The following is a 13567-nucleotide window of genomic DNA, read 5'->3' on the forward strand; positions in this document are numbered from 1 at the left end:
CCATGCCGTCTTGCTATCCCGTTTCCCGGATCCGCGAGACCGAGCGCCAGGCGCTGGCTGCCGGCCGGCAGCTGATGCCGCTGGCGGGCGCGGCTGCGGCCCGCTTTGTGGCGGCCCGGATCGCGCCCGGTACGCCGGTGCTGGCCTTGGCCGGCCCCGGCAACAATGGCGGCGACGCCCTGGTCGCGGCGACCGTGCTGCGGGCGATGGGGCACGACGTGCGCGTGCTGCTGCCCGCCGGCCCGCAGAAGCTGCCTCCCGATGCCGCCCGCGCTTACGACGGGTGGGTGGCCGCGGGCGGCGGGACGCTGTCCGCGCTGGAACCGGGTTTCGTGCCCGGGCTGGTCATCGACGGCCTGTTCGGCATCGGCCTGAACCGTCCCCTGGGCGCCGATTGGCAGGCGCTGGTGGACACGGTCAATCGCTGGGGCGCGCCCGTGCTGGCGCTGGATGTGCCCAGCGGCGTGGACGCGGACACCGGCGTAGCGCTGGGACGCCCGATCCAGGCGCGCTGGACCCTGTCCTTCATTGCCCGGGCGCGGGGGCTGGAGCTGCCGGGGTCCGGCGCCGGCGCCATCGGCGAGCGGCATCTGGATACGCTGGATGTGGTCATGCCGTCCGAGGCGGACGACGTCTGAGCCCAATCCGCCGGATCATGACGCGCAGGCAATCCGACGGTCCGTCGCGCCGGGCGTGACGCGACATCGGCCGGCGCATCCGACCTTGGATCCAATCGCTTTTCGTCGAATCAGGCGGGCCGGCCGCCGAAGCGCGCCGCCACGTCCGCCGTGAGCGGCGTGTAGCGTTCGTTGTCGCGGGCGGCCAGCGCGTCCAGGTGCGCCTCGGAGGCGTCGAACACGCGCCAGTAGAGACGCCCGCACAGTTCGCGCGCCGCGCGTCCTGGCCAGTTGTCGGGCAGCATCGGGCCTGGCAGGTGGGGATCGTGCAGGACGATCCGGCGCCAATTGTGCAGTAGCAGGACGCGGATGACGAAGGCCTCGGCGGGCGAGGGCGGCGCGTCCAGCAGTTTTTCCAGCGGTCCGAAATTCTTGCTGAACGCCCGGTACTGCTCGGCCACATCGTCCAGGTTCCAGCACTGCGAGGCCAGGCTGGCTATCGGCAGGCCGCCGGCGTCGGCCAGGTCGCGCGCCGACAGCACCAGGGCGCGGTCGGGAATGCCCAGCTTTTCCAGGATGTCATGCGCCGCGCTGGCCTGGGTATGAGGATGGGCGAACAGCCCCGGCGCGATCATGCCGAAGCCTTCCCATATCAGTTCCCGGCGCAGCTCGGCGCGCTCGGCCAGTCCGTTGCCGATCCGGGGCAGGGCCACCAGCGTCCATTCCCCGTTCCAGTCCTGCGGCGCGCCTTCGTAGATGCGCTGCGAGGCGTGCGCCGTGTGGCGCTGCCCCAGCTCCGAGATCAGGTACAGGCTGCGGCGGCCATGCCGTTCCGATTGCAGCCAGTTCTGCGCGACCAGGCGGAAGACGCTGGTGCGTAGCAGCCGTTCATTGATGCCCAGCGGCGCCAGCAGCTCGATCAGGTCGCCCAGCCAGATGGCGCCGCCGTGCGGCGCCAGCGCATCGCCCAGCAGGCTGACGCAGAGCGATTTTGCCCGGGGCGGATCGCTTTTGATCAAGCGCGACAGAAAGCGGTCCAGGGGCGACTGAGGGTTTGCCATAAGTAGGGCCGCGGGCGGCCGGTATCGAGTTCGGCAATATGATACATAAATCCAATGTGATACAGATTTGAGTTTGACAATGGTTTTTTTGTATTAAATAATCGCCGGTATGACATGACGGCACTGCGCGGCGCCTGCTTTGCGTTTTCGCAAACCGTCTCAAGGAGACACACATGTACGCTCAACTCGTCGAGACCGGCGTCAAGCAGGTCAAGTCCGCCGACCAGCTCGAAGGCGCGGAACAGGCCTTCCAGCGTCGCATTGACGATGGCGTGCGCATCGAGGCCAAGGACTGGATGCCCGACGCCTACCGCAAGACCCTGGTGCGCCAGATCTCGCAGCATGCGCATTCCGAAATCGTGGGCATGCTGCCCGAAGGCAACTGGATCACCCGCGCGCCCTCGCTCAAGCGCAAGGCCATCCTGCTGGCCAAGGTCCAGGACGAGGCCGGCCACGGCCTGTACCTGTACAGCGCCGCCGAGACGCTGGGCGTGTCGCGCGACGACCTGATCGACGATCTGCACAGCGGCCGCGCCAAGTACTCCAGCATCTTCAATTACCCCACGCTCAGCTGGGCCGACATTGGCATGATCGGCTGGCTGGTCGACGGCTCGGCCATCATCAACCAGATCCCGCTGTGCCGCTGTTCCTACGGCCCCTATGCGCGCGCCATGGTGCGCGTCTGTAAGGAAGAGTCCTTCCACCAGCGCCAGGGCTACGACCTGCTGATGCAGATGTGCCTGCATGGCACGCCCGAGCAGAAGGCCATGGTGCAGGACTCGCTGAACCGCTGGTGGTGGCCCGCGCTGATGATGTTCGGTCCCAGCGACGCCGATTCGCCCAACAGCGCCCAGTCCATGGCCTGGAAGATCAAGCTCTTCTCCAACGACGAGCTGCGCCAGAAGATGGTGGACCAGACCGTGCCGCAGGCCGAATACCTGGGCTTGACCGTGCCCGATCCCGATCTCAAGTGGAATGCCGAGCGCGGCCACTACGACTTCGGCGAGATCGACTGGGACGAGTTCTACGCGGTCATCAAGGGCAATGGCCCCTGCAACCGCGAACGCCTGGCCGCCCGCGTCAAGGCGCATGAAGACGGCGCCTGGGTGCGCGACGCGCTGGTCGCCCACGCCGATAAACAGGCAACGCGCAAAGCCGCGTAGGGAGTGGGCCCACCCCCGAAGCGCTGCGCGCTTCCCCCTCAAGGGGGCGTCGCTGCGGACCGGCAAAGCCGGCTCCGCGCGACCCGGATGGGGCGATACCCCGGTTGCGGGTGAGAAGCCAGCAGCAGGAACAACTGATTTTCAGGCCTATTTTTTATCCATTGCAGACCAGGACGCGCATCGCGCGCCCGGCACCGAGGACATCCATCATGAGCAAAGACTGGCCCCTGTGGGAAGTGTTCATCCGCAGCCAGCACGGCCTGGCGCACAAGCATGTCGGCAGCCTGCACGCGCCCGACGCCGAAATGGCCATCAACCATGCGCGCGACGTCTACACGCGCCGCAACGAAGGCCTGAGCATCTGGGTCGTGCGCGCGTCGGACATCTCGGCCAGCAGCCCCGGCGACAAGGATCCGCTGTTCGAGCCGGCCAACAGCAAGGTCTACCGGCATCCCACGTTCTTCCCGATGCCCGAAGAAATCAAGCACATGTAAGGCGGGAGGGGGAGACATGGACAAGCATTTCTTTGAATTCCTGCTGCGCATGGGCGACACCACGCTCATCCTGTCGCAGCGCCTGGGCGAATGGACCGGCCACGGCCCCATCCTCGAAGAGGACCTGGCGCTGACCAACACCGCGCTGGACCTGCTGGGTCAGGCCCGCATGTGGCTGACCCTGGCCGGCGAGGTCGAGGGCGCGGGCCGTGACGAAGACGCGCTGGCCTATCTGCGCGACGCGCACCAGTTCCACAACGCGCTGCTGGTCGAGCGCGCCAACGGCAACTACGCCGACACCATGGCGCGCCAGTTCCTGTTTGACGTCTGGCACTACTTCCTGCTGCAGAAGCTTGAGCGGTCCGCCGACGAACGCGTCGCGGCGATCGCTGCCAAGGCGCTCAAGGAAGTCACCTATCACGTGCGCCGTTCGTCGGACATGGTGGTGCGCCTGGGCGACGGCACGGCCGAAAGCCACGCCAAGATGCAGGCCGCCATCGACGATGCCTGGCGCTTCACGGGCGAGCTGTTCTTTGACGACGCCGTGGACCAGGACCTGGCCGCGCGCGGCATCGGCTGTCTGTTGTCCGAGTTGCGCGAGCCCTGGGCCCGCCACGTGGCCGAGGTGCTGGGCGAGGCCACGCTGTCCGTGCCGGACGCCGCAGCCGCGAGCCATCCCGCCCATCGCGGCGGCCGCCAGGGCCGGCATAGCGAGGAACTGGGCTACGTGCTGGCCGAGATGCAATTCCTGCCGCGCGCCTATCCGGGAGCTAAGTGGTGAACGCCATGGCGCCCGTGTCCGCCGGCCAGGTCTTCGACTGGCTGCAGGAAGTGCCGGATCCGGAGATCCCCGTGCTTTCCGTGGTGGACCTGGGCGTGGTGCGCGACGTGCGCTGGGACGGCGAGACCTGCGTGGTCGTGATCACGCCCACCTATTCGGGCTGTCCGGCCATGCGCGAGATCACGCAGGACATCGCGGCCACGCTGGCGCGGCACGGCGTCGACGACGCGCGCGTCGAGACCCGCCTGGCGCCGGCCTGGACCACCGACTGGATGAGCGAGAAGGGCCGCGCCGCGCTCAAGGGCTACGGCATCGCCGCGCCCGCCGAGCGCGCCGTCGACATCTCCGGCATCAGCCGCCGCCGCGCCGCGCCCGCCATCGAGTGCCCGCGCTGCGGCTCGCGCGACACGCGCCTGGTCAGCGATTTCGGCTCCACGTCGTGCAAGGCGCTGTACCGCTGCGTCGCCTGCCGCGAGCCTTTCGATTATTTCAAGACCCACTGAGTGGTTGAGACAATGAGCCAGAACCAATTCCATTCCCTGAAGGTCGCCTCGGTCGCGCGCAACACGCGCGACGCCGTGGTGGTGACGTTCGACCTGCCCGAGACGCTGGCCGACGAGTTCGCCTTCCTGCCGGGCCAGTATCTGACCCTGCGCACCCAGCTCAACGGCGAAGAGCTGCGCCGCTCGTATTCGATCTGTTCGGCCCCCAGCGACAAGCGCCTGCGCGTGGCGATCAAGCGGGTGGACGAGGGCGCGTTCTCCAGCTGGGCCAACCATGAGCTGCAACCCGGCCAGACCCTGGAAGTGATGGCGCCGGCGGGCAATTTCACCGTCGATTTCTCGCCCGAGCAGGAACGCCACTACGTGGCTTTCGCCGTCGGCAGCGGCATCACCCCGGTGTTCTCGCTGGTCAAGACCGCGCTGTCGACCGAGCCCAAGAGCAAGTTCACGCTGTTCTTCGGCAACCGCGCCTCGTCGGCCGTGCTGTTCCGCGAGGAAATCGAAGACCTGAAGAACCTGTACATGGACCGCTTCTCGCTGGTCTATGTCATGAGCCGCGAAACCCAGGACATCGAACTGTTCAACGGCCGTCTGGACGGCGACAAGGTTGACCAGCTGATGTCGGCCTGGATGAGCCCGGCCGATATCGATTACGCTTTTGTCTGTGGTCCGCAGACCATGACCGAAAGCGTGGTCGAGCGCCTGCAGGCCCGTGGCATTCCGAAGTCGAACATCAAGTTCGAGCTGTTCGGCGCGCCCAAGGGCCCGCGCGCCCTGCGCACCGGCCAGGAAGCCCGACAGGCTCCCGGCAAGGGGCAGTGCGAAGTCACCGTGGTGCAGGACGGCCACAGCAGGATGTTCGTCATCGACAAGAACAAGGACAGCGTGCTGGATTCGGCGCTGGCGCAAGGGATAGAACTGCCGTACTCGTGCAAGGGCGGGGTGTGTTCCACCTGCCGCTGCAAGGTCGTCGAGGGCGAAGTGGACATGGACGCCAACTTCGCGCTGGAAGACTACGAGGTCGCGCGCGGCTTCATCCTCAGCTGCCAGAGCTTTCCGGTCAGCGACCGCCTGGTCATCGACTTCGACCAGGAAACCTGAGCCGGCGTCCGCCAGGCCGACATCATTCATTTTGGAGAGACACAGTGTCAGAGCAATTCTTCGAGCGTCACCAGGCCCTGCTGGAACAGGCCATGGCCGCCGCCGCGCTGCGCGGCTACTGGAGCCCGTTTGCCGAGTCGCCCAGCCCGCGCCACTACGGCGAGACCGCCAATGACGACGGCCGCGCCGCCTTCGAGGCGCTGCGCGGCAAGCCCTTCCCGCTGGACCTGCCGGGCGCCGAAGGCAGCGTGGGCGGCGAGGCATCTCCCTACGGCTTCGAACTGGGCATCACCTATCCGCGCGTGCCCGCCGCCAAGCTGGTGGCCGCGTCGTCCAAGGCGCTGGAGAAATGGCGCCGCGCCGGCCCGCGCGCCTGGGTCGGTGTGTCGATGGAAATCCTGTCGCGCCTGAACAAGCTGAGCTTCGAGATTGCCTACGCGGTGCAGCACACCACCGGCCAGGGCTTCATGATGGCCTTCCAGGCCGGCGGTCCGCACGCACAGGACCGCGGCTTCGAGGCCGTGACCTACGCGTGGCAGGAAATGTCGCGCATTCCCGGCATCTCGGTCTGGGAAAAGCCGCAGGGCAAGAACGATCCCATCCGCATGGAAAAGCACTTCACCGTGGTGCCGCGCGGCGTGGCGCTGGTGATCGGCTGCTCCACCTTCCCGACCTGGAACGGCTATCCCGGCCTGTTCGCCAGCCTGGCCACGGGCAACACCGTCATCGTCAAGCCGCATCCGGGCGCGATCCTGCCGCTGGCCATCACCGTGAAGGTGGCGCGCGAAGTGCTGGCCGAAGCGGGCTTCGACCCCAACGTGGTGCTGCTGGCCGCGCATGCCTCCGGCGATGACACCGCGCAGCAGCTGGCGCTGGATCCCGCCGTCAAGATCGTCGACTTCACCGGCAGCAGCGCCAATGGCAACTGGCTGGAAGACAACGCCCGCCAGGCCCTGGTCTACACCGAGAAGGCCGGCGTCAACCAGGTCATCATCGATTCGGCCAGCGACCTGAAGGGCGTGGCGCGCAACCTGGCGTTCTCGCTGGCCCTGTACTCGGGCCAGATGTGCACGGCGCCGCAGAACATCTACGTGCCGCGCGACGGCATCCAGACGCCGGAAGGCCGTGTCAGCTTCGACGAGGTCGCGGGCGCCCTGGCCGCCGCGCTGGAAAAGACCACCGCCGACGCCGCCCGCGCGGTCGAGCTGACCGGCGCGATCCAGAACGAAGGCGTGGTCGAGCGCATCGAGAAGGCCCGTGCGCTGGGCCTGCCGGTGCTGGCCGACAGCAAGCCGCTGGTCCACCCGCAATTCGAGAATGCCCGCGTGCGCACGCCGCTGCTGCTGTCCGCCCAGGCCGGCAATCCGGCCATCGGTCAGGAGTGGTTCGGTCCCATCGCTTTCGTGGTGGCCACCGATTCCACCGAACACAGCATCCAGCTGGCGCGCGACAGCGTGATCCGTCACGGCGCCTTGTCGCTGTCGGCCTACACCACCGACGACGCCGTCGCCGAGCGCATCCAGGACGCGGCCGAAGTGTCGGGCGTGTCGCTGTCGCTGAATCTGACGGGCGCGGTGTTCGTCAACCAGACCGCGGCCTTCAGCGATTTCCACGGCACCGGCGCCAACCCCGCCGCCAACGCCGCGCTGTCGGACTCGGCCTTCGTCGCCAATCGCTTCCGCGTGGTCCAGACTAGAAAACACGTGTGACCCCCCCGAAGCGCTGCGCGCTTCCCCCCAGGGGGCGCCGCTACGGACCGGCAGAGCCGGATCCGTGCGGCCCCGATTGTGTGAGACCTCGCTGCGATGGCGCCCGGCGCTATGGATGACTGACATGAGCTATCAAGATATTCAATTCGATCTGTCTGGCGGCATTGCGCGCCTGACGCTGAATCGCCCGGACAAGCTGAACAGCTTCACCGCCAACATGCACGGCGAAGTGGCCGATGCGATGACGCGGGTGGAGAACGAAGGCGCGCGCGTGCTGGTGCTGACCGGCGCCGGCCGCGGCTTCTGTGCCGGGCAGGACCTGAGCGAGCGCCGGCCCGCGGCCGATGGCACGCCGCCGGATCTGGGCGAGACCGTCGACAAGTACTACGGTCCGCTGGTTCGCCGCATCAACGCGCTGCCCATGCCCGTGGTGGTGGGGGTGAATGGCGTGGCGGCGGGGGCGGGCGCCAATTTGGCGTTTGCTGGCGATATCGTCATCGCCAAGGAATCGGCCAGCTTCATCCAGTCCTTCTGCAAGCTTGGCCTGATTCCCGACACCGGCGGCACCTTCGTGTTGCCGCGCCTGGTCGGCCGCGCGCGCGCGGCCGGCCTGGCGTTGCTGGGCGACAAGCTCAGCGCGAAGCAGGCGCAGGACTGGGGCCTGATCTGGCAATGCGTGGCCGATGCCGAGTTCGACGCCACGCTGGAGCGGCTGGCGCAGCATTTTGCCAAGGCGCCGACCAAGGGCCTGGCGTTCACCAAGCGCGCCCTACAGGCCAGCCTGGCCAACGACCTGGCGACGCAGCTGGACCTGGAGCGCGACATGATGCGTGAGCTGGGCCGCAGCGCCGATTACGCCGAGGGCGTGGCCGCGTTCCTGGACAAGCGCGAACCGCAGTTCAAGGGGCAATGATGAGCACGCACGTTCCCCAGCTTGATGTGCCGTCCGATCCCCAGGAACTGGCGCAGGCCGTCGGCGCCGTGATGTACGCCGGCGACGCGGCCTCGCAGGGCCTGGAGATGAAGGTCGAGGAAATGGCGCCCGGCTACGCGCGCCTGACCATGCGCGTGCGGTCCGACATGCTCAACGGCCACAAGACCTGCCATGGCGGCTTCATCTTCGCCCTGGCCGACAGCGCATTCGCGTTTTCCTGCAATTCGCGCAACGTCAGCACGGTGGCGTCGGGCTGCACCATCGATTTCCTGGCGCCCGGTTTCGAGGGCGACCTGCTGACGGCGGTGGCCCAGGAACGCTCGCTGGCCGGTCGCACCGGCGTCTACGACGTGACCGTCACCAACCAGGACGGCCGCAACGTGGCCATTTTCCGTGGCCGGTCCTATCGGATCAAAGGCCAGATCGTCGGAGTGCCTGCCGACGCCTGAGCGAGATTTCCTTTAACCGATCACCGATCAGATCATCGATCACGAGACGCCGGCGGGGCCGGAAGCGGGCGCGCATGGCGCCCGCGGTGCCGTCCGCAGCCGCCAAGAGAGCATTCCAGGAGAGAGATACCATGTCCAACACCATGAGCAAGCCGGGGCTGGACCCCATCGAGCATGCCAGCATCGACGAACTGCGCGCCTTGCAGCTCGAGCGCCTGAAGTGGACGCTCAAGCACGCCTACGACAACGTGCCGCACTACAAGAAGGCCTTCGACGAGGCCGGCGTGCATCCGGACGACCTGAAGCAGCTGTCCGATATTTCCAAGTTTCCCTTCACCACGAAGAAGGAACTGCGCGAGAACTATCCGTTCGGCATGTTCGCCGTGCCGCGCGAGCGTATCTCGCGCATCCACGCATCCAGCGGCACCACTGGCAAGCCGACCGTGGTGGGCTACACCAAGGGCGACCTGGATAACTGGGCCAATCTGGTGGCGCGCTCGATCCGCGCCGCCGGCGGCAAGCCGGGCGACACCGTGCACGTGGCCTATGGCTACGGCCTGTTCACGGGCGGGCTGGGCGCGCACTACGGCGCCGAGCGCCTGGGCTGCACCGTCATTCCCATGTCCGGCGGACAGACCGAAAAGCAGGTCCAGCTGATCAATGATTTCCGTCCGGACATCATCATGGTCACGCCGTCCTACTTCTGCAATATTCTGGAGGAGCAGCGTCGCCAGGGGATTGATCCGCGTCAAAGTTCGCTGCGCATCGGCATCTTCGGCGCCGAGCCCTGGACCGGCCAGATGCGCGCCGACATCGAGGCCGAGGCCGGCATCGACGCGGTGGACATCTACGGCCTGTCGGAAGTGATGGGGCCGGGCGTGGCCAGCGAATGCGTCGAGACCAAGGACGGTCCGGTCGTCTGGGAAGACCACTTCTACGCCGAGATCATCAACCCCGACACCGGCGAGCCCGTGGCCGACGGCGAACCGGGCGAACTGGTGTTCACCTCGCTGACCAAGGAAGCCATGCCCATCGTGCGCTACCGCACGCGCGACCTGACCCGCCTGTTGCCGCCCACCGCGCGCAGCATGCGTCGCATCGGCAAGATCACCGGCCGCAGCGACGACATGCTGATCGTGCGCGGCGTGAACATGTTCCCGACGCAGGTCGAGGAACTGGTGCTGAAGATCGCCCAGCTGGCGCCGCACTACCAGCTGGTGCTGTCGCGTACCGGCAATATGGACGAGCTGGAAATCCTGACCGAGGTGCGCGCCGAGTTCTCGACGCTGTCCGACGCGGACCGCGCGGCGCTGGGCAAGCAGCTGCAGCACGCGGTCAAGACGCACATCGGCGTCAGCGCGCGCATCCAGGTGTCGGACGCGGGCCATGTCGAGCGCACGTTGACCGGCAAGGCGCGCCGCGTGATCGACAAGCGTCCGAAGTAGGGCGCATCAGGCCTGGCGTGTATCCGGGTCGGTCCGGCCGGCGCCTTCTGGTTGGGCAAGGAAAAGAGCAGCCCCTGGGCTGCTCTTTTTTTCGGACGGGAGGATGCGCGTATCAGGCGCGGCCGGCCTCAAGGGCGGCCTGGCGCACGATGCGGCGATACCAGTAATGCAGCAGCGCGGCCGACAGCGCCAGTCCGGCCATCGCCATCAGCCACATCGTGCCGGCGCCCTGGGGCGATCCGGGCGCGAGGGTCAGGCGCAGCCAGTCCAGTCCGCCCTTGCCGGGGCCGAAGCCGAACCACCAGCCGCCCACCAGGCCGACGCCGGCCAGCGCCACGGTCTGCAGCAGCAGCGGCACCACGGCGATCTTGTAGGCGCGCAGCAGGTAGGAGTTGATGCACTGCATGGAATCGAACAGGTGGAACAGCGGCAGCACGGCCAGCAGCGTGGCGGCCACCGCGGCCACTTCGGCCTTGTCGGTGTAGGCGGCCAGGATCAGCGGGCGGCCGATGAGCAGCACCGCGGCGGTGAGCAGCGCGCCCATCAGGCCGAGCGTGAGACCGGCCATGCCGATGCGATGCGCCTGGTCCAGCTTGCCGGCGCCGATGGCCTGTGCCGTCAGCGCCGCCGTGGCCACGCCCAGCGCCATCGGCATCATGTAGCACAGCGCGGCCAGGTTGGACATGATCTGGTGTCCGCCGGTCACCAGCGTGCCTTCGCGGGCCACCAGTAGCGCCATGAAGGTGAAGGCCGAGACCTCCACCAGATAGGAGCCGCCCATCGGGATGCCCAGCCGCAGCAGTTCCTTCAGCGACTTCCAGTCCGGCTTGCCCACGCGCAGCTGGAAGCGGCGGTAGTAGCGGTCGTGCGTGATGACCCACAGGCCCAGGCCGAGGCTGATCCAGGAAACCACGGCGGTGGCCATGCCGGCGCCGGTCGCGCCCAGGGCAGGCAGGCCCAGCTTGCCGTAGATGAATACCCAATTGAGCAGGGCCTTGACGCCGATGGCGGCCAGGTTGATCGCCATCACCAGCTTGGGGCGCGACACCGCGGTGCCCAGCGCGTAGATGGTGCGGAACACCAGCGCCGCGGGCATCGCCAGCACCAGGGCGCGCAGATAGGAGGCGATGCGCTCGCGCACGTCGGGCGCGACGTCGCCCGACATGGACAGCCAGACGTCGGGGAACAGCATCAGGATCGCGCCCACGACGGACAGGCCCAGCGCCAGCCAGACGCCCTGGCCCCAGCTGCGGCCGACCTCGGCGTTGTTGCCGGCGCCGAAGTGCTGGGCCAGGATGGGAATCAGCGCGTGCACCACACCCATCAGGCCGACGAAGATGGTGATGTAGATCGAGGCCGACAGCGCCATCGCCGCCAGGTCGGTGGGGCTGGCGTGGCCGGTCATGGCGGTGTCCAGCACGCCGAACGAGATGCCGGCCCATTGGCTGACCAGCACGGGCCAGGCCTGCCGGGCGATGCCACGCAGCGTGGCGCCAAAGCCCGGGGGCCCCTGATGAGCGGGCGTCATCGGTTGGGCGTGACGCGCAGCAGGCGGAACACTTCGTGGCGGTCGGCGCGGCGGCCGCCTTGCCACAGCACCTCGGCGCCGTCGCTGTAGGCCGCGGTGTTGTCGCGCAGGCTCTGGTTGGTGGTTTGCTGCAGCACCACCGTGCACTTGGAATCGAACGTGAACGTCAGATTGTTGAAGATCAGGAACGAGGCGCGCTGGCCGCTGCCCAGGCTCAGTCCGCGCACGCATTCGCCGGGACGCAGGTTCTGCTCCAGCGCCTGGGCCAGCTGGCCGGACATGATGCGGTAGCTGCGCGCGTAGTCGACGGCGGGCTGCCACAGGAGCACCAGCAGGATCCAGGTGGCGGTCAGGCCGCCGGCGGACAGCACCGTGCCGCGCCACAGCGCCTGTGGCTTGACGCGCAGGCGCCAGACCACCAGCGCCACCCAGCCGATCGTGACCAGCAGCGCCAACCCGAAGGCGACCCACGAAATCGACGGCTCATAGCCGGTGGTGTGGCGGCCGATGTTGCGCGACATCTGGGCGGGCCATTGGAAGTTCACCGCGACCCAGCCCAGCCAGGCCGTGGCCACCGTCAGTGAAAAGCACATGACGGCGAACCAGTCCAGCGTGTTCACCACGCCGCGTCGCAGGGTCGGCAGCGAGAACGCGGCCAGCACGGCGCAAGGCACGGCCAGCAGCGCGTATTCCGAATCGGACGGCTCGGCCAGTCCGAACAGCAGCAGGGCCGAGCTGATCAACAGCATCAGCGGCACCCAGATATGCGGCGCGTAGATCCACGCGCGCCAGCGCCAGACAGCCAGCAGGGCGAGCGGCCAGGCGGGCCACAGATACCAGGGCAGGTCGCGCAGCGTGCGGCCCATGTCGGGCAGGTCGGGGCCGGCGAAGGAGGACAGGTTCCAGATCTTCCAGTTGCGGATCCAGTATTCGCTGCCCTGCGTGGCGGGGATCCACCACGCCAGGATCAGCGCCGCGGTCAACAGGACGATCCAGGGCAGCCAGCGCTTGCGGCGCCACAATTGGCTGCGCGGATAGAAGGTCAGCAGCGCGCCAGCCATGATCGGAATGGCGCCGATCCAGCCGCGCGTGAGGAAGCTGGCCGCCAGCGCGATGGCCAGAGTGGTCGCGCCGGTCAGCGGGCGGTCGATGCTGCGCGCCAGTGAATAGAACGCCAGCGCCTGGCAGGCCATGATGGCGGGGATGACGGTGGTTTCGTGCGTGCGCTGCAGGATGCCGACGGTGGCCAGCAGCAGCAGCAGGGCGGCGTCGGCGAGCATGCGGCCGTAGTCGCGCGGCGGCGGTTCGCCGCCAAAGGGCAGGGCCAGCGGCTGCGCCTCCGAACGGCGGCCCAGCAGATAGGTGCCGTACCAGACGCTGGACGCGGTGATGCCGAACCAGAGCAGGTTGGGCAGGCGGCCTGCGGTGATGTCACCGATGAACGGACCGAAGATCCAAATCGAGATCGCGCCGACCCAGGTGATCAGCGGGCCTTCCTCGGCGTGGGCCAGATGCCCGACCTGCGGCAGCAGCCAGGTGATGCCGCCTTCGCGTATGGCGGTGATCATGGTGGCCAGGCCAACCGCGTCGTCCGTTTTCCAGGGGTCGCGCATGAACAGGCCGGCCACGATATAGGCCAGCGCCAGGCCGAGCAATACCAGCCTTGGCAGTTTTGCGGTGGCCACGGACGTCAGCCGGGCCGGGGTGGAAATCGAAAGTGGGGACACGGGCGTTACTGTAACCGAGTGGCGGGCAAGCGCCAGCCTTTCAATGGCGGCCGAG

The 13567-nt window shown here is 67.7% G+C and carries 13 protein-coding genes; 10 read left to right on the forward strand and 3 right to left on the reverse strand.

Going from position 1 to position 13567, the window contains the following annotated elements; genetic code table 11:
• Positions 1–2 precede the first annotated feature (2 nt).
• Positions 3–638, forward strand: a complete 636-nt coding sequence (locus C2U31_RS14335) for an NAD(P)H-hydrate epimerase (RefSeq protein WP_103273372.1) — start codon at positions 3–5, stop codon at positions 636–638.
• Positions 639–748: 110 nt separating this feature from the next.
• Here C2U31_RS14335 and paaX read toward each other — a convergent pair whose 3' ends face one another.
• Positions 749–1678, reverse strand: a complete 930-nt coding sequence (paaX, locus tag C2U31_RS14340) for a phenylacetic acid degradation operon negative regulatory protein PaaX (protein ID WP_103273373.1) — start codon at positions 1676–1678, stop codon at positions 749–751.
• Between the two features lie 173 nt (positions 1679–1851).
• Between paaX and paaA the strand changes: the two genes are divergently transcribed.
• The 9 genes from paaA (at position 1852) to paaK (ending at position 10257) form a co-directional block, all read left to right on the forward strand.
• Positions 1852–2841 carry a 1,2-phenylacetyl-CoA epoxidase subunit PaaA gene (gene paaA, locus C2U31_RS14345; protein ID WP_103273374.1) on the forward strand — a complete coding sequence of 330 codons (990 nt, stop codon included), beginning with the start codon at positions 1852–1854 and terminating at the stop codon, positions 2839–2841.
• 209 nt (positions 2842–3050) lie between these two features.
• Positions 3051–3335, forward strand: a complete 285-nt coding sequence (paaB, locus tag C2U31_RS14350) for a 1,2-phenylacetyl-CoA epoxidase subunit PaaB (protein WP_006388300.1) — start codon at positions 3051–3053, stop codon at positions 3333–3335.
• Between the two features lie 16 nt (positions 3336–3351).
• On the forward strand, positions 3352–4116 hold the full coding sequence (gene paaC / locus C2U31_RS14355; RefSeq protein ID WP_103273375.1) for a 1,2-phenylacetyl-CoA epoxidase subunit PaaC: 765 nt from the start codon (positions 3352–3354) through the stop codon (positions 4114–4116).
• A complete protein-coding gene (paaD, locus tag C2U31_RS14360) occupies positions 4113–4619 on the forward strand; it encodes a 1,2-phenylacetyl-CoA epoxidase subunit PaaD (protein WP_103276374.1) in 507 nt (168 codons plus the stop codon). The genes paaC and paaD overlap by 4 nt, the downstream gene beginning before the upstream one ends.
• Positions 4620–4631: 12 nt before the next feature.
• Entirely contained in the window at positions 4632–5720 is a 1089-nt protein-coding gene (gene paaE / locus C2U31_RS14365) for a 1,2-phenylacetyl-CoA epoxidase subunit PaaE (protein ID WP_103273376.1), read from the forward strand.
• A gap of 44 nt (positions 5721–5764) precedes the next feature.
• Entirely contained in the window at positions 5765–7429 is a 1665-nt protein-coding gene (gene paaN / locus C2U31_RS14370; RefSeq protein WP_103273377.1) for a phenylacetic acid degradation protein PaaN, read from the forward strand.
• A 124-nt stretch (positions 7430–7553) separates the two neighbouring features.
• The gene (paaG, locus tag C2U31_RS14375) at positions 7554–8342 is read left to right on the forward strand and encodes a 2-(1,2-epoxy-1,2-dihydrophenyl)acetyl-CoA isomerase PaaG (RefSeq protein WP_103273378.1); all 789 of its coding nucleotides are present in this window, start codon (positions 7554–7556) and stop codon (positions 8340–8342) included.
• Positions 8342–8812, forward strand: coding sequence for a hydroxyphenylacetyl-CoA thioesterase PaaI (gene paaI, locus C2U31_RS14380; RefSeq protein WP_103276375.1), 471 nt, complete (start codon positions 8342–8344; stop codon positions 8810–8812). Before paaG ends, paaI begins: the two co-directional genes overlap by 1 nt.
• 131 nt (positions 8813–8943) lie before the next feature.
• On the forward strand, positions 8944–10257 hold the full coding sequence (gene paaK / locus C2U31_RS14385) for a phenylacetate--CoA ligase PaaK (RefSeq protein WP_103273379.1): 1314 nt from the start codon (positions 8944–8946) through the stop codon (positions 10255–10257).
• 112 nt (positions 10258–10369) lie between these two features.
• Here paaK and C2U31_RS14390 read toward each other — a convergent pair whose 3' ends face one another.
• A complete protein-coding gene (locus tag C2U31_RS14390) occupies positions 10370–11785 on the reverse strand; it encodes an MATE family efflux transporter (protein ID WP_103273380.1) in 1416 nt (471 codons plus the stop codon).
• A complete protein-coding gene (locus C2U31_RS14395; protein ID WP_103273381.1) occupies positions 11782–13512 on the reverse strand; it encodes a glycosyltransferase family 39 protein in 1731 nt (576 codons plus the stop codon). The genes C2U31_RS14390 and C2U31_RS14395 overlap by 4 nt, the downstream gene beginning before the upstream one ends.
• Positions 13513–13567 lie beyond the last annotated feature (55 nt).

Source organism: Achromobacter sp. AONIH1 (genome assembly GCF_002902905.1).
Lineage (GTDB): Bacteria > Pseudomonadota > Gammaproteobacteria > Burkholderiales > Burkholderiaceae_B > Achromobacter.